20 protein-coding genes and 2 pseudogenes are annotated in these 18,035 nt (G+C 72.4%); 10 read left to right on the top strand and 12 right to left on the bottom strand.

Translation table 11 applies throughout. The features are described 5' to 3' along the window. Window positions 1–71: 71 nt before the first annotated feature. The 4 genes and pseudogenes from ACIF8S_RS09440 to ACIF8S_RS09425 all read right to left on the bottom strand — a co-directional run. Window positions 72–1,817: pseudogene (locus ACIF8S_RS09440) on the bottom strand (alpha-amylase family glycosyl hydrolase); the annotation flags it as partial. Between the two features lie 192 nt (window positions 1,818–2,009). Further along, complete coding sequence (locus tag ACIF8S_RS09435) at window positions 2,010–2,192, bottom strand: DUF397 domain-containing protein (RefSeq protein ID WP_399998333.1); 183 nt, start codon at window positions 2,190–2,192, stop codon at window positions 2,010–2,012. Further along, window positions 2,189–3,046 carry a helix-turn-helix domain-containing protein gene (locus ACIF8S_RS09430; protein WP_399998331.1) on the bottom strand — a complete coding sequence of 286 codons (858 nt, stop codon included), beginning with the start codon at window positions 3,044–3,046 and terminating at the stop codon, window positions 2,189–2,191. Before ACIF8S_RS09430 ends, ACIF8S_RS09435 begins: the two co-directional genes overlap by 4 nt. A 128-nt stretch (window positions 3,047–3,174) precedes the next feature. Continuing rightward, window positions 3,175–3,912, bottom strand: a complete 738-nt coding sequence (locus tag ACIF8S_RS09425; protein WP_399998330.1) for a nitroreductase family protein — start codon at window positions 3,910–3,912, stop codon at window positions 3,175–3,177. Window positions 3,913–4,056: 144 nt separating this feature from the next. On the opposite strand from ACIF8S_RS09425, the gene ACIF8S_RS09420 reads away from it, so the two are divergent. Together ACIF8S_RS09420 and ACIF8S_RS09415 are read left to right on the top strand one after the other, a co-directional pair. Next, on the top strand, window positions 4,057–4,293 hold the full coding sequence (locus ACIF8S_RS09420; RefSeq protein WP_349794325.1) for a hypothetical protein: 237 nt from the start codon (window positions 4,057–4,059) through the stop codon (window positions 4,291–4,293). A 69-nt stretch (window positions 4,294–4,362) separates the two neighbouring features. After that, window positions 4,363–4,602 carry a hypothetical protein gene (locus ACIF8S_RS09415; protein ID WP_399998329.1) on the top strand — a complete coding sequence of 80 codons (240 nt, stop codon included), beginning with the start codon at window positions 4,363–4,365 and terminating at the stop codon, window positions 4,600–4,602. Between the two features lie 70 nt (window positions 4,603–4,672). Here the strand turns inward: ACIF8S_RS09415 and ACIF8S_RS09410 are convergent, their stop codons facing one another. Then, entirely contained in the window at window positions 4,673–5,512 is an 840-nt protein-coding gene (locus ACIF8S_RS09410; RefSeq protein WP_399998327.1) for an SDR family NAD(P)-dependent oxidoreductase, read from the bottom strand. A gap of 168 nt (window positions 5,513–5,680) precedes the next feature. Between ACIF8S_RS09410 and ACIF8S_RS09405 the strand changes: the two genes are divergently transcribed. The 4 genes from ACIF8S_RS09405 (at window position 5,681) to ACIF8S_RS09390 (ending at window position 9,193) form a co-directional block, all read left to right on the top strand. Beyond that, window positions 5,681–6,028, top strand: a complete 348-nt coding sequence (locus ACIF8S_RS09405; RefSeq protein ID WP_399998326.1) for a deoxyxylulose-5-phosphate synthase — start codon at window positions 5,681–5,683, stop codon at window positions 6,026–6,028. 43 nt (window positions 6,029–6,071) lie between these two features. Continuing rightward, window positions 6,072–7,052, top strand: a complete 981-nt coding sequence (locus tag ACIF8S_RS09400; protein ID WP_399998325.1) for an oxygenase MpaB family protein — start codon at window positions 6,072–6,074, stop codon at window positions 7,050–7,052. A 348-nt stretch (window positions 7,053–7,400) separates the two neighbouring features. Beyond that, window positions 7,401–8,864: a DEAD/DEAH box helicase gene (locus ACIF8S_RS09395; protein ID WP_399998324.1), complete on the top strand. Its 1,464-nt coding sequence runs from the start codon at window positions 7,401–7,403 to the stop codon at window positions 8,862–8,864. An 89-nt stretch (window positions 8,865–8,953) separates the two neighbouring features. Then, window positions 8,954–9,193: a DUF5302 domain-containing protein gene (locus ACIF8S_RS09390; protein ID WP_399998323.1), complete on the top strand. Its 240-nt coding sequence runs from the start codon at window positions 8,954–8,956 to the stop codon at window positions 9,191–9,193. A gap of 52 nt (window positions 9,194–9,245) precedes the next feature. Here the strand turns inward: ACIF8S_RS09390 and ACIF8S_RS09385 are convergent, their stop codons facing one another. Together ACIF8S_RS09385 and ACIF8S_RS09380 are read right to left on the bottom strand one after the other, a co-directional pair. Further along, entirely contained in the window at window positions 9,246–10,226 is a 981-nt protein-coding gene (locus ACIF8S_RS09385) for a DUF2804 domain-containing protein (RefSeq protein ID WP_399998322.1), read from the bottom strand. A gap of 169 nt (window positions 10,227–10,395) precedes the next feature. Further along, the gene (locus ACIF8S_RS09380; protein ID WP_349794341.1) at window positions 10,396–10,887 is read right to left on the bottom strand and encodes a carboxymuconolactone decarboxylase family protein; all 492 of its coding nucleotides are present in this window, start codon (window positions 10,885–10,887) and stop codon (window positions 10,396–10,398) included. A gap of 173 nt (window positions 10,888–11,060) precedes the next feature. Between ACIF8S_RS09380 and ACIF8S_RS09375 the strand changes: the two genes are divergently transcribed. After that, window positions 11,061–12,005 (top strand): RNA polymerase sigma-70 factor, encoded by a 945-nt coding sequence (locus ACIF8S_RS09375; protein WP_399998321.1) that lies wholly within the window; start codon window positions 11,061–11,063, stop codon window positions 12,003–12,005. A 59-nt stretch (window positions 12,006–12,064) separates the two neighbouring features. Here the strand turns inward: ACIF8S_RS09375 and ACIF8S_RS09370 are convergent, their stop codons facing one another. The 5 genes from ACIF8S_RS09370 to ACIF8S_RS09350 all read right to left on the bottom strand — a co-directional run bounded on the left by ACIF8S_RS09370 (window position 12,065) and on the right by ACIF8S_RS09350 (window position 16,008). After that, entirely contained in the window at window positions 12,065–12,634 is a 570-nt protein-coding gene (locus ACIF8S_RS09370; protein WP_399998319.1) for a DUF6328 family protein, read from the bottom strand. Between the two features lie 210 nt (window positions 12,635–12,844). After that, entirely contained in the window at window positions 12,845–13,276 is a 432-nt protein-coding gene (locus ACIF8S_RS09365) for a nitroreductase family protein (protein ID WP_399998494.1), read from the bottom strand. Next, complete coding sequence (locus ACIF8S_RS09360; RefSeq protein WP_399998317.1) at window positions 13,225–13,446, bottom strand: hypothetical protein; 222 nt, start codon at window positions 13,444–13,446, stop codon at window positions 13,225–13,227. Before ACIF8S_RS09360 ends, ACIF8S_RS09365 begins: the two co-directional genes overlap by 52 nt. Window positions 13,447–13,465: 19 nt before the next feature. Next, complete coding sequence (locus ACIF8S_RS09355) at window positions 13,466–14,650, bottom strand: homoserine O-acetyltransferase (protein ID WP_399998493.1); 1,185 nt, start codon at window positions 14,648–14,650, stop codon at window positions 13,466–13,468. Continuing rightward, window positions 14,647–16,008 (bottom strand): bifunctional o-acetylhomoserine/o-acetylserine sulfhydrylase, encoded by a 1,362-nt coding sequence (locus ACIF8S_RS09350; RefSeq protein ID WP_399998316.1) that lies wholly within the window; start codon window positions 16,006–16,008, stop codon window positions 14,647–14,649. Before ACIF8S_RS09350 ends, ACIF8S_RS09355 begins: the two co-directional genes overlap by 4 nt. A gap of 427 nt (window positions 16,009–16,435) precedes the next feature. On the opposite strand from ACIF8S_RS09350, the gene ACIF8S_RS09345 reads away from it, so the two are divergent. The 3 genes and pseudogenes from ACIF8S_RS09345 to ACIF8S_RS09335 all read left to right on the top strand — a co-directional run. Then, window positions 16,436–16,516 carry a putative leader peptide gene (locus ACIF8S_RS09345; protein WP_356787323.1) on the top strand — a complete coding sequence of 27 codons (81 nt, stop codon included), beginning with the start codon at window positions 16,436–16,438 and terminating at the stop codon, window positions 16,514–16,516. 314 nt (window positions 16,517–16,830) lie between these two features. Next, window positions 16,831–17,388: an NADPH-dependent FMN reductase gene (ssuE, locus tag ACIF8S_RS09340; protein WP_399998315.1), complete on the top strand. Its 558-nt coding sequence runs from the start codon at window positions 16,831–16,833 to the stop codon at window positions 17,386–17,388. A 75-nt stretch (window positions 17,389–17,463) separates the two neighbouring features. After that, window positions 17,464–17,919, top strand: a pseudogene (locus tag ACIF8S_RS09335) (LLM class flavin-dependent oxidoreductase); the annotation flags it as partial. Window positions 17,920–18,035: the final 116 nt, after the last annotated feature.

Here is an 18,035-nt window from a genome sequence, read left to right as displayed (position 1 = left end):
GTACCCACCACAGCCCCCGGCCGACGTGCGTCGACCGGGGGCTGGGCCTTGGCGCCTTGCCGGCGGTCCCGTCACTTCAAGTAGGGACCGTCCGCCCCGATCTTCCCGGGCCCGTCGAGGACGTACACCCGCAGGTTGCCCTTGCCGGGGGCGGCGACGGTGAGGGTGCCGCCGGTGACGGTCCGGGTGTCGCCGGTGACCGCGTCCCGGTACGTGCCGTTGGGAATGCCGGTGAAGGTGGCGCCGCCCGAGACGGTGACCAGGGCGAAGCTGTCGGTGCCGTCCGCGGTGTAGCGCCGCTTGAACGCCATGTCGCCGCTGATGCCGGCTGTGGAGTACTGGCCCGTCTGGAGGGCCGGGACGGCACGGCGGATCTGGTTGAGGCGCTGTACGTGTTTGACCAGGGGCTGTTGCAGCGTGGTGGCGGCCGTCCCCGAGGCGGACTCGACCTGGGAGAAGCCGGACGCCTTCACGTCACCGGCGAGGTGATCGCCGTAGTACGCCCTGCCCGTGGTGGCCAAGGGGCAGCTCGGCCCGCAGTCGATCTTCTTGCCCTTCTGGAACTCGATCTCCGAGCCGTAGTAGAGGGTGGGGATGCCGCGGAAGGTCCACATCAGGGACATGTTCTCGGCCCAGGCGTCGGTGCCGCCGGTGTAGCGTTCGTTGCTCTTGTTGGGCCCGTAGTCGTGGCTGTCGACGTAGACGACGTTGTACGTGGCGTCGTTGTAACTGTCGTCGGAGTCCTTGCCGTTGTGGAAGGCGTTGCTCGCGTCGCCGAAGTTCATGTGCATCCGCATGTCGATGACGTGCATGCCGGAGAACCGGCTGTGGTCGGGGGCGTGGTAGCTGTTGCCGTCGAGGAACGCGTTGGTGGACGTGGGCTGGTCGCCCGTGCCCCGCTGCTGCTCGTAGTCGTACATCTCCAGCGCGGCCTTCGCGTCGTCGGCGCTGTACTCCTTGCGCTCCTTCCAGGTGTAGAACTGCGCGGAGTGGTTGACCGAACCGGGGTTCCACTTGTCGTTGACGAAGGCGGCGACCTCGCCGAAGACGAAGAAGTTCTCGGCGGCCTCGGCGCCGTGCCGTTGGGTGACGCGCTCCTGGATGGCGGGCAGGAAGCGGCGGTTCCAGGTGGTGCGCGGTATGTGGACCGCCGTGTCGACGCGGAAGCCGTCGACGCCCATGTCGATGTACTTGTCGTAGGCGCCGATCAGGTAGTTCTGCACCTGCGCGTTCTCGGTGTTGAAGTCGGCCAGGTCCTCGTGCAGCCAGCACGAACGGGAGTCCTCGCCCTCCCAGTTGCCGATCCAGCACTGGTGGTAGAGCGCCTTGGGGAACATGCTGGAGGTCGGGCTGGGCCATTGGCAGTTGTAGAGGGTGTAGCCTTCGGGACTTCTGCCGCCGGTGGGGATGCCCCAGTTGACGCAGGTGTTGCCCGACGGCTCGGCGGTCGACCAGAGGTCGCCGTTGTAGTACGACTTGCCGCTCCTGGGCTCGACGGTGAGTCCGTCGTACTCGAAGCCGGGCTGCTTCTCGTCGTAGTACCAGCTCCATTGCGCGTCACGCACCCCGTACACCGTGGGGGTGAACAGCCCCTTGGCGCCCCAGCGGGAGGAGTGGTTGTAGACGACGTCCTGGTAGATCTTCATGCCCTTGGCGTGGGCGGCGTCGATGAGGTCCTGGTAGGAGGCGCCGGCGGACTCCAGGCGTGGGTCGACCTCGTAGAAGTCCCAGCCGTGGTAGCCGTGGTAGTCGTAGTCGGAGCGGTTGAGGACCACGGGAGTGATCCACACGGCGGAGAACCCGAGCGCCTTGGCGAAGGATGCAAAGGCGAACGGAAAGTTGCAGCAACTTCTTACAGCAGCGGCAAGTTACCGCCGGGGAAAGGAGGCGTAAAGGGGGTGTGCTTCAACTTGTCGGGGGTTGGGCGCAGCAGAACGCCCCCCCTCGCAGTCGTTGTTGCAACGACTTGCAAGGATGGGCGGGTCGAGCGCTGGTGAGTGTTCTCCGGGTCAGCGGGAGGCGAGGGACATGAAGGCCGCCCACACGTCACGGCCGACCCGCAGCACGGGGCCGTCGTCGACGGTCTTAGAGTCCCGCACGTACACGGTGTTCTGGTGGGCGGCCACCTCTACGCAGTCGCCGCCGCTCGTCCCGCTGTAGCTGCTCTTGACCCACTCAAGGTCGATGCTCATAGCTCCCCTGCCATGTGCTGGATGAGGCGCGAGGACTCCTCGGTGTTGAGGGCCTGCGTCCGCAGCGTTCCATACCGAAGCCAGAACTCGCTCACCTCATGTCGGTCGGACCTCACACTCACGATGTCCTGGGCTTCAACATAGACGTGCTGTTTGCGGTCGGTCGACTCCAACAACACCATGGGGCCGTTGAGTCCGCTGTGGGCGCCACGGGCCGTGGGCATGATCTGAAGCTCGATGTTGCGCATGGCCGAGCATTCCAGTAGTTGTTCCAACTGCTGCCGCGTCACTGCGGTGTTGGCGATCACGCGACGAATCGCGGACTCCTCGACGATGAACACGAAGACGATCGGCGGGTTCTTGCGCGTCAACAGTGACTGCCGGGCCATGCGGGCCGCCACCCGCTGCTCGACCGTCTCCCCGTCGAGGGGAGGGAAGTGTGCTTCAAGAAGCGCCTGCGCATACGCCTCCGTCTGCAACAACCCCGGCACCAGCATCGGGTCGTACGAGAAGCGGCTCACTGCCTCCGTCTCCAGCAGGGCGAAGTCCTGGAAGAACAACGGGAGTTTGGTCCGGTCCACGTCCGGCTGAAGGACCCGCAGCGCACCGCCCGTGTCCAGTACGCGTTCCGCCGCCTCCGTGAAGGCCGCCTTCGCGGGGCGGCGGCCCTGTTCGACGGACGCGACCTGCTCCATGGAGTAGCCGATGGCGTCGGCGAGGGCCTGTTGGGTGAGGCCGGCGCGTTCGCGGAAGAGGCGGACGAGCTTGCCGTACGCGCTCCACGCCGCCGGGCGCTCCTTGTCGGGCCCGCGCCGGCCGGCCGTACCGCACTCCCGCTGGGTGGTCCTGCCCATCGCGCCCCCTGCTCCACCGCACAGTGATCCGTCGTGGAGCACAACGACCGAGCCACCCCTCCGGCGACGGGAGGAAGACGTACGGCGGGCGTACAGATCCGTACGCCCGCCGTACCGTGCCTACCCCGCTACCAGCGGTCGCGGTGGACGACCTCCTCGACCGACCGGCGGCGGACCGGGCCGAAGTTGCCCCGCGGCCAGCCCACCGGGATCGCGGCGAAGGTGTTCATGTCCTCGGGGATGCCGAGGGCCGCCTTCCACTCGTTCTCCAGGAACAGGTGCCAGATGGTGATGTTGGCCGCCAGGCCCAGCCCGCGCGCGGCGAGCAGCAGGTTCTGCACGCCCGGGTAGACGCACGAGCCCTCCGCGAGGGCGGAGAACCGCTCCTGGATGCGTCCCATCCGCTCCGTCGCCTCCGCGCCCAGCGCCTCGGCGTAGATCCGCAGGCCCTCCTCCTCGATCCGCGGCGGCGGGAACCGGTAGCACGGGATGATCAACGCCGGGGTGTCGGCGAAGTGGTCGCGCTGGTACTCGATCGCGGCGACCATGCGCCCGTACGCCGCCTCGTCCATGCCCTCGGGGGCGTACTTGCCGGTCGTGGCCAGGTACGCGTCCACGCACCGCTTCCACAGCGGCGCGAGCTCGGCCATGACCGCCCGGTCGGTGACGACGACGTACTCGTAGCGCTGCATGTTGCCGCCGCTCGGACCCCACACGGCCGCCTGTATCAGCTGGTCGAGCAGCTCGTCCGGTACCGGGTCGGGGCGCAGGCGGCGCATCGCCCGCATCGTGGACATGGTCGAAAAGAGGGACGGCTCGGCGGCGTCGTCGGCCACGGACCCCGCGAAAGGCGTTTCAGTTGTCATGATCGTGAGTGTAGGGACTGTGAACTTCCCCTGTAACTCCTGTACTTGACTTCAGAATCATCGGTCCCGCACGGCCCCGCATCTCACGCGCATGACGTCGGCCCCGGCGCGGTACTCGGCTCGTACTGCGGAAGGGAGCGGATCATGGCGGTCTGTGAAGTGTGCGGGAACGACTACGCCCTCTCCTTCGAGGTGCACACGGTCGGTGGTTCGGTCCACACGTTCGACAGCATCGAGTGCGCCGCCCACAAACTGGCGCCCATCTGCGACAACTGCGGCTGCAAGGTGCTCGGCCACGGCCTTCAGGCAGGCGGTCAGTTCTTCTGCTGCGCCCACTGCGCCCGCGCACAGGGGCACGCCGAGCTGGCCGACAGCGCGTAGCCGTGAGCGAAGAGTGACGACGACCGCGCGGAAGCCTGCCCCACCGACCCATTCACCGGAGGGTGACGAATGATCGACGAGAGCCATGTCAGGGACCTCTGTGACGCCGCGAACGACGATGCCGCGCTCGTCCTGCTGGAAGGCAGGGCACGCGTGGTCGACGAGCCGTCGGGAGAGGAGTCCCGGGGAGCGCTGCTCGTGATCACCAAGCGCGACCTCGTCGAACGACTGGGTCCGGACCCGAGCGACCAGGACCTGCACGACATGGCGGGGACCCTGACCGACACGGTCGGCAAACTGGGTGCCTGACGTGGTTCACCCGCGGTGACCGTCCGCTCCGGAAAGGCAGGAGCGGGCGGTCACCGTCCGTTCCGCACGGTCACTGCGCCTGATCGTCGGTCCGTCCGTAGCGCGGTGCCATGCGGGCGCCCGAGCCGCCGCGCAGGTCCAGCTCAGCCGCCGCCAGGCGGGTCACGGCGTCCGCCTCCGTGAGCCCGGGTACGCACACCACCTCACCGGCCTCCAGACCCACGAGGGACGCCGTCACCACGTCCGCCGCCGGCATGCCACCCTCGTCGTGGACCCGGCGTTCACCGCTCACCGGGGTGTCCCCGGCGCCGAGGTGGAACTCGGTCGCGGTCAGCCCGGGGCAGACGACCTGCACCCGCACCGGAGCGCCGGCCAGCTCGGCCGCCAGAGTCCGGGTGAAGGCCACCGCGTAGCCCTTGGACCCCGCGTACACGGCCCGCCGGGGGAGGGGATCCGGCGGCAGGTCGCCGGCGAACGCCAGGAGCGACGCCACGTTGATCACGGCGCCCCGGCCGCGTGCCAGCATGCCCGGCACCGCGGCCCTCGTCAGCGCCGTCAGGGCCACCACGTTCACGTTCAGGACCCTGCCGAGGAGGTCGGCGTCGACCTCGGCGAAGGGGCCGTAGCCGTTGATGCCGGCGTTGTTCACCAGCAGGTCCACGTCGTCACCGGACACCCGTTCCACGACGCGGGCCAGGTCCTCCGGGCGGGCGAGGTCGGCCACCAGCGTCTCGACGCCGGCCGCGCCCGCCTTGTACGCCTCCTCCGCCAGGGTCTCCAGCCGCTCGGCCCGCCGGGCGACCAGCACCAGGTGCCGGCCGCGCGCGGCCAGCCGGGTGGCGTACTCCCACCCGATGCCGGAGGAAGCCCCCGTCACGAGGGCCGTGCCGGGTGCGTCGTGCGAGGTCATACGCCTGATCCCTCCGTCGCCGGTGACTGCCGGCCGGCGGCCTTCCCGGCCGCGCCCGGCCAGCGCCGGGTGTCCCGGCGGCCCGGCGGTGAAACGCGGCGACGCCCTGCCGGGCGGCGCGCCGAAAGGCGTGGAGGCGGCCGTGTGCCCGCCGCTACCCTGACGTCCATGTCTCCCGCCAGGACCTCCTTCGTCTGTCTGCCGTGCCGGGCCTCGTACAAGCAGCGGCACCCGTCGCGCCCGGTGGACGGGCAGGCCGACCGTCGGGTCTGTCCGCGCTGTGCCGGGACGCTGATCCACGTCGGGGCCGCCTTCGCCGCGCCGCCCCGCAGGGACACCGAGGGGTGGAGGGTGCTGTCGCTGCTGCTGCACGCGGGCGTCCGCTTCCCCATGGGCTGCTGCTGCGGGCCGGGGTACCGCCCCCGCACGCTCAGGGAGGTGCGGGAGCGGATGGCGTACGCCCGGCGCACGGGGGAGCGGTTCGCCAGGGCGCTGGTGCGTCCGGAGCTGCCCTGAGCCCGGCCGACCTGCGCCCGCAGGGGCGTGGGAGGCTGGAGGTATGGACAGCGGCCGTGCGGACTCCGCCCCCGAGGCGACACCGGAACCGAGGCCGGGGCCGGGACTGGAACCGGAACCGGAGCCAGGGCGCGGCCCGGAGCAAGCGCCGGCGCGCCGTGACCGCGCGTCCCGGGCCGAACCCGTGCCGTTCACCCCGGACACCCTCCTCTGGGACATGGTCGGCGACATCCGCGTCCTGCTGTACCTGCCCGCCGCCCTGGTGCTCCAGGTCGCGCACCCGGCCGTGGGCGCGGGGGTCGACGAACACTCCGTGTTCCGCACCGACCCCTGGGGGCGCGCCCGGCGCTCGCTCGACTCACTGCAACTGTGGGTGTACGGCGGTGACCGGGCCGTCGAAGAAGGGCGCAGGCTGCGCCGGTTGCACAAGGACTTCCGTGGCACCGACACCCGCGACCGTCCCTACCACGCGCTGAACCCCGCCCCCTACGCCTGGGTGCACGCCACCGGATTCCCCGTCTTCCTGCGGGCCGCGCAGTACCTGTTCCGGCCGTTCGACGAGCGGGGGGAACGGCGTCTGCACGAGGAGGCGCGCCGGCTCGGCCGCATCCTCGGCATCCGGGAGCGGGACATGCCGGGCTCCCCGGAGGAGTTCTGGGTCTACTTCGACGCGATGGTCCGTGACGAGCTGGAACGGACGGTCGTCGTCGAGGAGTTGCTCGACGCACGGCGGTCCGTGCCCCCGCCGGACGGTGCGGGTGCGGTGCTGCGCCGGCTCTGGCCGGTGCTGTGTCCGCCGCTGCTGCGGGTGCAAGTCTTCGCCACCAAGGGGCTGTTGCCGCCCGTCGCCCGGGAGCGGCTGGACATCGTGTGGACGGCGCGCGACGAGCGCCGGCTGCGGCTGTTCGGCCGCGTCGTGCGTACGGTGGTGCCGCGCCTGCCCGAGCGGCTCCGCTACCTGCCCGCTGCCTACGCGGCCCGCCGCGCCGCCCGTACGCCGAGCCGGGGCCGTCGGAGCAAGTGACGGCTCGGTCGGGGCAGTTGGGCCCGCGGCCCGCCGGCTCCCCGGTTCTCGACGCGGAGGCCTCCCCTGCCCGGGCCGCCGCGCACGGCATCGCTCGGACGGCGTACCGGCGGCGCTCGCATGCCTGCCGCTGTGCGGAGCCACGGGCCGATCCGGTGAGCCGCGCCGGGAGGGGGTTCTGTGCGGGACCCGGTGATCTACGAAGCGGATCCGTGTCATGCCTTGTGTTACCGTGACGCGTTTGCGTGGTCGTCGCGGTGGGCGCTTCTCCCAGGCCGGTTCCGCCCCCGCGCGGACCGTCCCCTCCTGCCGGGCCTTCCTCGGCACGTCCCCTGCGGAAGGCTCCTCATGAAGCACCCCGACGACTCAGGCACCGCCCACGAAGGCACCGCCCACGAAGGCACCGCCCGCGAAGGCACCGCCCACGAAGGCACCGGCCTGTCCGGGACCACGACGCCGGCGGACGCCCCGCCCGGCTCCTTCGCCGCCCTGGGGCTCCCGGTGGCGGTGCTGCGCACCCTGGACGAGCAGGGAATGCGCGACCCCTTCCCCATCCAGGCCGCCACGCTGCCCGACGCCCTGCGCGGACGCGACGTCCTGGGGCGCGGGCGCACCGGCTCCGGCAAGACGCTCGCCTTCGGCCTCCCCCTGCTGACCCGCACGGCGGGCCGGCGCGCCGAACCCAAGCAGCCCCTCGCCCTCATCCTGGTGCCCACCCGGGAGCTGGCCCAGCAGGTCACCCAGGCGCTCGCGCCGTACGCCGAGGCACTGCGGCTGCGGGTGGCCACGGTCGTCGGCGGCATGTCGATCGGCCGGCAGATCGCCGAGCTGCGCCAGGGCGCCGAGGTGGTCGTCGCCACGCCCGGACGCCTGCACGACCTCGTCGAGCGCAACGCCTGCCGGCTCGGGCGGGTACGGATCACCGTCCTGGACGAGGCCGACCAGATGTGCGACCTGGGCTTCCTGCCGCAGGTGACCGAGGTGCTCGCCCAGGTGCGCCCCGACGGACAGCGCATGCTCTTCTCCGCCACCCTGGACGGCGACGTCGACCAGCTGGTCCGCGACCACCTCCACGACCCCGTCGTCCACTCCGTCGACCCGGCCGAGGGCTCCGTCGCCACCATGGAGCACCACGTCCTGGTCGTCCACGGCCCCGACCGCTACGCCGTCACCACGGAGATCGCCGCCCGCGACGGCCGCGTCCTGCTGTTCCTGGAGACCAAGCACGCCGTCGACCAGCTCACCCGGCACCTGCGGGCACACGGGGTGCAGGCCGGGGCCCTGCACAGCGGCAAGTCCCAGCCGCAGCGCACCCGGACGCTCGCGCAGTTCAAGGAGGGCCGGATCACCGCCCTGGTGGCGACCGACGTCGCGGCCCGCGGCCTGCACATCGACGACCTCGACCTCGTCGTCAACGTGGATCCGCCCGCCGACCCCAAGGACTACGTGCACCGCGCGGGCCGCACCGCCCGCGCCGGTGAGTCCGGCCGCGTGGTCACGCTCGTCGCGTCGGGCGGGCGCCGCGAGACCACCCGCATGCTGACCGGCGCCGGCATCCGCGCCACCGTCACCACGGTGCGCTCCGGCGAGGCGGAACTGACCCGGATCACCGGCGCCAAGGCCCCCACCGGCGTCCCCCTCGACGGCGGACCCGCCGCGCCCCGGCCGAAGAACACCAACGCCCCCTTCCGCGGCCTCGGAACCAGCAAGGGCGCTCCCCGCGCCACCGGCGGCAGGTCGTCCCGCAAGGCCGGTGAGGCCCGCAAGCTCGCCGAGGCGCGCCGGGCCGCCCAGGTGCGCCGCTCCGGCTGAGCGGCGCCGCCCGGATATTCGCTCCCCGCACGCGGCCGGACGTGACAAGCTGAGCTCGCCCGTCCCCGCACCGAACCCAGGAGGTCACCATGACCGCAGAGCAGCCCGCCACGGAAGGTTCGGAGCCGGCGGACGCCGGAACGCCCCCTCTCACCCCGGACGAGGACGGCACCTACGACCTGAAGCGCAAGTTCCGTGAGGCGTTGGCGCGTAAGCGCGGCGCGCAGGCGGAAGCCGCCGAGGCCGCCGGCAACCCCAACGCCTCCAAGGTGCGCGCGACGCACGGACCGGCGACGAGCCAGCGGTCGTTCCGCCGCAAGAGCGGCTGAGCCGCACCGTCCCGCCCCGCCCGTGACGCGCGCGTCACGGGCGGTTCCGTTCTCACCACCGGTTGCGGGCCTCCTCCGCCCAGCCGGTGAGGCCGTCGAGGTCCACCCAGGTGCCGTCGTCGGCCTGGGCGCGCCCGGTGAAGTCACCGAAACACTGGTGGGTGTCGCTGGACACGACGAGCAGGTTCGTCCTGGCGGTCCGCACGTGCGACGGGTGGAACTCGGCCTCCACCCGGGGGCCGGTGATCCGCCACGGCCGCAGCCAGTCGGTCCGGTCGTACTCCCAGGTCAGGTCGTGCCCCACCTTGTGCGTCCGGCCGTCGACGAACAGCGCGTTCTCCGTCGAGCCGGTCCCGTCGGTCCACCGGCCGCCTAGCTGGACCGCCCGCCCCGGGGCGCAGCCGGCCGCCCAGTTCCAGGAGACGGAGTAGCGCCACTTGCCGCGCCCGTGGTCCAGGACGGCGAAGGAGTCGGACGCGTCGAAGGTGACCTCCCGCGAGCCGAGCGTCAGACGCCCGTGCACGGGACGGCCGAGGTCCTTCACCGTGTACTGGAAGCGGTGCCGGCCCCACGGCACGACCACGCCCAGCGATTCGTGTCCCGGCACGAGCGGCGCCTCGGCCTCCAGCCGGAAACCGGGAGCGGTCGCGCTGATGCTGGTGCCGTCCTGGTGCTGGGCGAACTCCAGCGCCACCCCGCCGCCCCGCGCGGACGCGGTCCCCGTGCCGCTGCGGTCCGGCATGCGCACGCCCCGCGCCAGCGGCGTCACCGCGTCCTCGGCCAGCTCGCGGCCGGTGGCCCGGTCCAGCACGTACACGCCGTGCGTACCGGCGTAGTCGAGGGACGAGGCGACCAGGCCCACGATGTGGGTGGGGGTCACGATGCCCCAGTACTCCCAGCGCTTGGCCCGCCCCCACCCGCGCAGGTTCGCACGGTGCAGCGGCCGCCGGGTCCAGCCGACCGCCGCCGGATCGAGCCGCCCGTCGGGAAGGCACAGGTCGACGGGGGAGGTGATCTCGCGTTCGGCGGTCATGGCGGTGTGGCCCTTTCGTCCGGGTGGCGCGCCTCGGCCGGGTCCCGCGGACGGCCCGGGCCTGGTCACCGATGTCCGTGCCCAGTCATACCGCGAGGCATGACGCCGGAGTGCGCCGGGGGCCGCCCGGAGTCACCGCGACTCCGGGCGGCCCGCCCGCCTCCGGGCGTCACCCCTCGGCGAACGCCGCCGTGAACGCCCCCGGCTCGTACGAGCCGCCCTTCTGGTGGACGATGACCGCGAGCCGGTTGGCCGCGTTGATCAGGGCGACCAGGGCGACCAGCGCGGCGGTCTGGTCGTCGTCGTAGTGCTTGCGCACCAGGGCCCACGTCTCGTCCGACACGCCCTGGTGGGCGTCGGCGAGGCGGGTGCCCTCCTCGGCCAGCGCGAGCGCCGCCTGCTCGGCCTCGGTGAACACGGTCGACTCGCGCCAGGCGGCGACCAGGTGGAGCCGGAGGGCGCTCTCGCCGGCCGCCGTCGCCTCCTTGACGTGCATGTCGATGCAGTGACCGCAGCCGTTGATCTGGCTGGCGCGCAGCGACACCAGTTCCTGGACCGGCCTGGGCAGCGGGGAGTTGTGGATGATCAGTCCCGCGCCGGCGAACCGCTTGGCGAAGCGGGCGGAGACCTCGTTCTCGAACAGGTTGAAGCGGGCGTCCATGGTGTCGTCCTCACTCGTCGTCGTTCGGCGGACACCCACCAGATGCCGGCGGTCCGTACCGTGTGACGAGCGGCTGATGTGAGGTGGACCACAGGTCGTGGGTGTCACGGAACCGGCCCGGCCGGCGTCTCGTGCGCATGACTGTGTTCGGGGAACGGGACGAAGGAGCGGCCGTGCCAGGCGTGGACGACGGGAGCGACGGGCGCCGCCCGCACACGGCCGGCCGGGGCGACGGGGGAGTCGGGTCCGCCACCGAGGATTTCCTGGCCCACCGGAACCTGCTGTTCACCGTCGCCTACGAGATGCTCGGCTCGGCCGCCGACGCCGAGGACGTGCTCCAGGAGACCTGGCTGCGCTGGTCCGGCGTCGACCTGGCCGAGGTACGGGACCGGCGCGCGTACCTGGTCCGGATCACCACCCGGCAGGCGCTGACCCGGCTGCGCACGCTCGGCCGCCGCAAGGAGTCCTACGTCGGCTCCTGGCTGCCCGAGCCGCTGCTCACCTCGCCCGACGTCGCCGAGGACGTCGAACTGGCCGACAGTGTCTCGATGGCGATGATGCTGGTGATGGAGACCCTCGCACCGACCGAGCGGGCGGTGTTCGTGCTGCGCGAGGTGTTCGACGTCGGGTACGACGAGATCGCGCGGGCCGTGGACAAGTCCCCGGCCGCGGTGCGGCAGATCGCGCACCGGGCCCGCGCGCACGTCGCGGCCCGCCGCCCGCGCGGGGACGGGTCGCCCGACCGATCGCGCGACGCGCTCGACGCGTTCCGCCGGGCGGTCGAGACGGGCGACCTGCAAGGTCTGCTCGACGTGCTGGCGCCGGACGTCGTCCTGCTCGGCGACGGCGGCGGGATCAAGCAGGCGGTGCTGCGGCCCGTCGTGGGCGCGGACAAGGTCGCCCGGCTGCTCCAGGGCGGTCTGCGCAAGACCCCCGCCGCGATGACCCTGCGGCCGGCGGAGATCAACGGCCGCCCGGGGCTCGTGGTCCACCTCGACGGCGAGCTCGACACCGTGGTCGCGGTCCGCGTCGACGACGGCCTGGTCACCGGGCTGTACGCGGTGCGCAACCCGGAGAAGCTGTCGCGCATGGAGCGGGAGACCGTCCTGCGCCGGTGAACGGCCGGTCGCGCCGGTGAACGGCCGGCCGCACCGGAGGACGACAGGCCCGCCCGGCGCTACGCCTGCTCGCCGCGGGCGCGCCGGGCGGCGCGGCGGCGCAGGCGCAGCGGCAGCACGTACCAGCACAGCCCGAACCACAGCATGACCCCGCCGACCAGCACCTCGGCGAGCACGCCCGGCACCACGAACCGCAGTATCAGCAGCAGCGTGCAGCCGATGGTCAGCGCGAGCAGCACCATCCCGCACACCATCAGCCGCCCGGCCGCCTCCACCACCTCGTCCTTCATGCGCTGACCGGACAGGAAACGGTGGATGGAGACGGGCGCGATGAGCGACCCCGTGGCGGCCGCTCCGAACACCACCGTCATCACGTAGATGACCCGGTCCAGCGTCTCCAGCTCACGGAACAGCGGGGTGAACGCCACGCTGAGCAGGAACCCGAAGAGAATCTGGACACCTGTCTGAGTGACACGTGTCTCCTGGAGAATCTCGTTCCAACGGCGGTTCACCCGCTCCCGCGCGGACTCCGGCACCTCGGTGCCGGACCGCGTGGCATGGTCGTCGTGGCGCGCGCAGCAGGTGTGCCCCTTCTCGGTCGGCTCGGCCGGCTGCTCCGTCATCGTCATGGCGTCCTCCCCAGTTCCAGACGGACCGTTTGCCCCGATCAGGCGCCGTCATGCAGCATCCGGGGTGATCGGGGGGCGACCGCCCGCACCGGAACCGGCCGCTGGTGACCCGTCACACGGTGAGCGGCTCATGGCCCGCCGAGGACGTCACCGGGCCGGCTGTCGGCGGGCGCGCCCAGGGCGATCCGCGAAGGTGCCGGTGGTCCGTGTTCACGGGCCGACGGGCAGTGGGGTGCCCCAGGCGGGGCCGAAGAACGTCTCCGCGGCAGGGCGCCGCTGACGGGCGGCCGTCTCCCGCTCGCGCAGTTTCGGCGGCAGCAGATCCGCCGGGGCCAGCGCGCCGACCGCGACGACGGACAGCGCGCGGTAGCCGCCCGGTACGCCCAGCGAACCGTGCAGCACCTCGGCGTCGAAGCCCGACATCTGGTGTGCGTGCAGCCCCAACGCGTGTGTCTGCAGCACCAGTTGGGCCACCGCGAGCCCGGTGTCGTACACGGGACCGTCCTGCGGCACGCCGTTGTCGGCGCGCTCCTCCGCCAGCGCGGCCACCAGCAGCGAACTGGCGCGCGCCCACTCCTGGTTGAAGGGAATCAGGCTGTCCAGGACGCGCCGGTACGTCGTGTCGCCGCGCCGGCCGACCAGGAACCGCCACGGCTGCGCGTTGAAGGCGGAGGGCGCCCAGCGGGCGCTTCGAGCAGCGAGACCAGTTCCTCGTCGCCCAGCGTGTGCGTGGCGTCGAACGAACGGGGGCTCCAGCGCCCGGCGAGCAGTGGATGGACGGCCACGGCCGTGGTCGCGGACTGGGGTGACATGTGTGGTGATCCTTCTGTGTCAGGGGTGAGGGAGACGGTGTTCCGGCGCCGGGGGAGGTGCGGGCAGGAGCTCACCCACCAGCGCGGCGACCTGCTCCACCTCGATCAGGAAGCCGTCGTGGCCGTACGGCGACCCGACGACCCGCGGGGCGTCCGCCGTGGGGATGCCGGCGGCCAGTTCCGCCTGCTGGGACAGCGGGTAGAGCCGGTCCGAGTCGACACCGGCCACCAGCGTCGGGGCGGTCACCCGGCCGAGGGCGGCCCGCACCCCGCCGCGTCCGCGCCCGACGTCGTGACTGTTCATCGCCTCGGACAGCACGACGTAACTGCCCGCGTCGAAGCGGCGCACCAGCTTGTCCGCGTGATGGTCCAGGTAGGACGCGATCTGGTAGCGGCCACCGCGCCAGGGGTCCTCCGCGTCCTGCGCCGCACGTCCGAAACGGCCGCGCAGTTCCGGCTCGCTGCGGTAGGTGATGTGGGCGATGCGGCGGGCCAGGCCCAGTCCGGCGTGCGGGCCGTGCCCGGTGTCGTGGTAGTGGCCGCCGTGCCAGTGCGGGTCGGAGCGGATGGCGTGCGTCTGCGTCCCGGCCCACGCGATCTGCTCCGCGCTCGCGGCGGCCGTCGTGGCCAGCAGCAGGAGCGCGCCGGTCCGTTCCGGGTACGACACGGCCCACTCCACGGCCCGCATCCCGCCCATCGAACCGCCCACGATGAGCGCCCACCGGTCGATGCCGAGCGCGTCGGCCAGGGCGGCCTCGGCCGTGACCTGGTCCCGCTGCGTCAGGAACGGGAAGTCGCCGCCCCAGCGCCCCCCGGACGGGCCACGGGAGGACGGCCCCGTGCTGCCCTGACAGCCGCCCAGCACGTTCGGCGCCACCACGAAGAAGCGGTCCGTGTCGAGCGCCCGCCCCGGCCCGACGAGCCCCTCCCACCAGCCGGGCGTGGGATGCCCCGGCTCGGCGGGACCGGCGACATGACTGTCGCCGGTGAGGGCGTGCAGCACCAGCACCGCGTTGGACCGGTCCGGGGCGAGCCGCCCCCATGTCTCGAACGCGAGCCGCACGCTCGGCAGTTCACCGCCCGCCTCCAGCGGAAGCGTCTCCGGGTGCGTGTACCACTGCCGCCGTCCGGGCGGGTCCCCCTCCCGCCAGGCCCCGGAGGCCGGCGGGAGGGGGACCGGGGACGACGTCAGGACGGTGTTCAGGACGCGCCCTTCGCCGCGCGGAACCCCGCCTCCAGGTCGGCCTTGAGGTCGTCGAGGGCCTCGATGCCGACGGACAGCCGCACCAGGCCGGGCGAGGTGCCGGTGGCCGCGAGCTGCCGCTCGTCCAACTGGCTGTGGGTGGTGGACGCCGGGTGGATGATGAGACTGCGTACGTCACCGATGTTGGCGAGGTGACTGAACAGCCGGACGGCGTCCACGAACCGCTTGCCCGCCTCGACACCGTCCCGCAGCTCGAAGGAGACGATCGCGCCCGCACCGCGCGGCAGGTACGTCCGCCCCGCCTCGTACCAGGGGCTGGACGGCAGGCCCGCGTAGTGCACGGCGGCCACCTCGTCGCGCTGCTCCAGCCACTCGGCGAGCGCCCGCGCGTTCGAGGAGTGCCGCTCGATACGCAGGCTGAGCGTCTCCACGCCCTGCAGCAGCAGGAACGCCGAGTGCGGGGAGAGCGCGGGACCCAGGTCGCGCAGCAGCTGCACCCGCAACTTCACGGCGAACGCGCCCGGACCGAGCGCCGGCCAGTACCGCAGGCCGTGGTAGCTCGGGTCGGGCTCGCTGAAGTCGGGGAACCGGTCGGCGTGCGCCCCGAAGTCGAACGTGCCCCCGTCGACGACCACACCCGCGATGGCCGTGCCGTGCCCGCCCAGGAACTTGGTCGCCGAGTGCACCACCACATCCGCGCCGTGCTCGAGGGGCCGCAGCAGATAGGGCGTCGGCACGGTGTTGTCCACGATCAGCGGCACGCCCGCCGCGTGGGCGACGTCCGCGACCGCCCGCACGTCGAGGACGTTGCCGCGCGGGTTGCCCAGCGACTCGGCGAACAGCGCCTTGGTGCGGGGGCGGATCGCCGCCCGCCAGGCCTCCGGGTCGTCCGGGTCCTCCACGAAGGACACCTCGATGCCGAACTTCGGCAGCGTGTGGCGGAACAGGTTGTACGTGCCGCCGTACAGCGAGGTGCTGGAGACGATGTGGTCGCCGGCGCTCGCCACCGTGAGGATCGCCAACGTCTCGGCCGCCTGCCCCGAGGACAGCGCCACGGCCGCGACACCGCCCTCCAGCGCGGCGATCCGCTGCTCGAAGACGTCCTGGGTGGGGTTGTGGATGCGGGTGTAGATGTTGCCGGGCTCGGCCAGGGCGAACAGGTCGGCGGCGTGCTGCGTGTCGCGGAACACGAACGACGTCGTCTGGTAGATCGGCGTCGCGCGGGCACGGGTCGTCGGATCGGGCTCCGCGCCCGCGTGGACCTGCTTGGTCTCGAAGGACCAGGCCGGCGCGTCAGCCGTCGTGGAACCTTCCTCGGGGGTGTGACATGCGGTGACGGAGTCGAGGGGCTGGCTCATGAGGGTGCTCCCTGGCAGAGGGAAGGAGGGAAGGAAGTCATACCTGAGGGACGCCGCGGCGCCACGCGCCACGGCCCGGACACAGGGGGGCGGTGGTCAGCGCGGTGCGGTACGGCGAGGAGCAGGGAAAGGCCGGTCCACGGCCGGGCGCGCGGCGTCAGCTCGCGGCGGGACAGCCCGTGGTGGTGACACGCACGTAATCGACGTGGCGGCGGGTCACGAGCACGGTCATGCGCTCAGGTAACCACACGGGGGTGGCGGTGCGCCAGATCGACGGGCGTCGTCCCACCCGCCGGGACGACGCCCCGGGCGTGGACCAGCGTGAACGGCGTCCCTCGAACAGGCCCATGAAGAACGGCTCTCAGCATGTGGAACGTCGCCGGGGCGTCCTTGACCCGTGTCACCGACCGCTGCTTTGATCGGCGGCATGAAGCGACAGGAGCTCACGCGGCGACGCCACGTCGACCTTGCGCGTGTCTCCAGCTCCTGCTGTCGCACCCGGGTCTGAGCGCGGCCGAGGGACACCCTCGCGCCCGCGCCTTCTCCTGACGCACGGCTGCCTCACGGCTCCCGGATCGCTCATGGTTCCCGGATTCCCCGCTGACGCGTGCCGTCCCCGGGCCGCCGCCCGGCGTCCACTCACCGCGTTCTCCTGACCGTCGCGCACACTGCGTGTCCTGCCCGTGCGGCCCGGCCGGCCCCTGCCGCCCGTGCCGCCCGTGCCGCTCCGTCGTGCGCGGACCTGCACCCAGGGACCGCGCCCCCGTCGCCGCCCGCACTCGAACTCGCCCGCCCCCACACCGACTCCCGAAGGGTCACTCCATGGCCACCGTCCTGTCCGTCTCCGCAAGCCCCTCCGCCACCTCCCGCACCGGCCGGCTGCTGCGCCACCTCGATCAGCGGCTCGTCGCCCAGGGTCACGAGGTCATACCGCTCGACGTACGCGCCCTCCCGCCCGAGGCCCTGCTGCACGCCGACTTCCGCCATCCGGCGATCGTCGAGGCCACCGCCCTCTTCCAGCGCGCCGACGGTGTCGTCATCGGCACCCCCGTCTACAAGGCCGCCTACTCCGGGCTGCTGAAGGCGCTGCTGGACCTGCTCCCGCAGTACGCGCTGACCGGGAAGACCGTTCTGCCGCTGGCCACCGGCGGCACCACCGCGCACGTCCTCGCCATCGACTACGCCCTGCGGCCCGTCCTCAACTCCATGGGCCCCGCGCACATCACGCCCGGCTGGTTCACCCTCGACAAGGAGATCACCGTCGGCGACGACGGCGCCCTGACCGTCGCCCCCGCCGCCGCGGAAGCGCTGGCGCAGGTCACCGACCAGTTCTCCCGCGCACTCGGCGGCCGGACGACGCTGCTGGCGGCCACCGGATGAACGCGGCCGTACGGCACCCGGGACGCCGGCCCCCGCACCAGGGGCCCTGACAAGCGCCCACGGCCGCCCGCGACGGCCTCTTCCGAGGGCCGCACCCCGCGTTTCGGCATCCGGCTGCACGTCATCACCCGCGACACCTCCGAGCAGGCCTGGGCGGAGGCGGATCGTCTCCTGGCCGGCTTCGACGAGGAGACGATCCGCTCGGTCCAGGCCGGGCTCGCCCGCAGCGAGTCGGAGGGGCAGCGGCGGATGCTCGCCCTGCACGGCCGCGGCAACCGGGACGGCCTGGAGATCCACCCCAACCTGTGGGCGGGCACCGGCCTGGTGCGCGGCGGCGCGGGCACGGCGCTGGTCGGCAGTCACGACGAGGGCGCCGAACGCGTCAAGGAGTACCACGCCCTCGGCATCGACGAGTTCGTCCTCTCCGGCTACCCACACCTGGAGGAGGCGTACCGGTTCGGCGAGGGCGTCCTCCCGAGGCTTAAGGCAGAGGGCCTGTGGACCCACCCGTCCCAGGCACCGGCAGCCTAACTTCCGCAGTCGCGGGTGCCGTTCGCGGCGACCGGTTCCCGCTGACCGGCCGGCCCACGGGCAGGTGACCCGCCCCGAGCGGCAGCGGCCACGGCCGTCACGCCGGGCCACCCGCC

The organism is Streptomyces sp. NPDC085937, assembly GCF_044540535.1.
In the GTDB taxonomy this organism is placed as follows: Bacteria; Actinomycetota; Actinomycetes; order Streptomycetales; family Streptomycetaceae; genus Streptomyces.
Note: the sequence above shows the minus strand (reverse complement) of the source record. Positions and strands in the feature narration are given on the sequence as shown.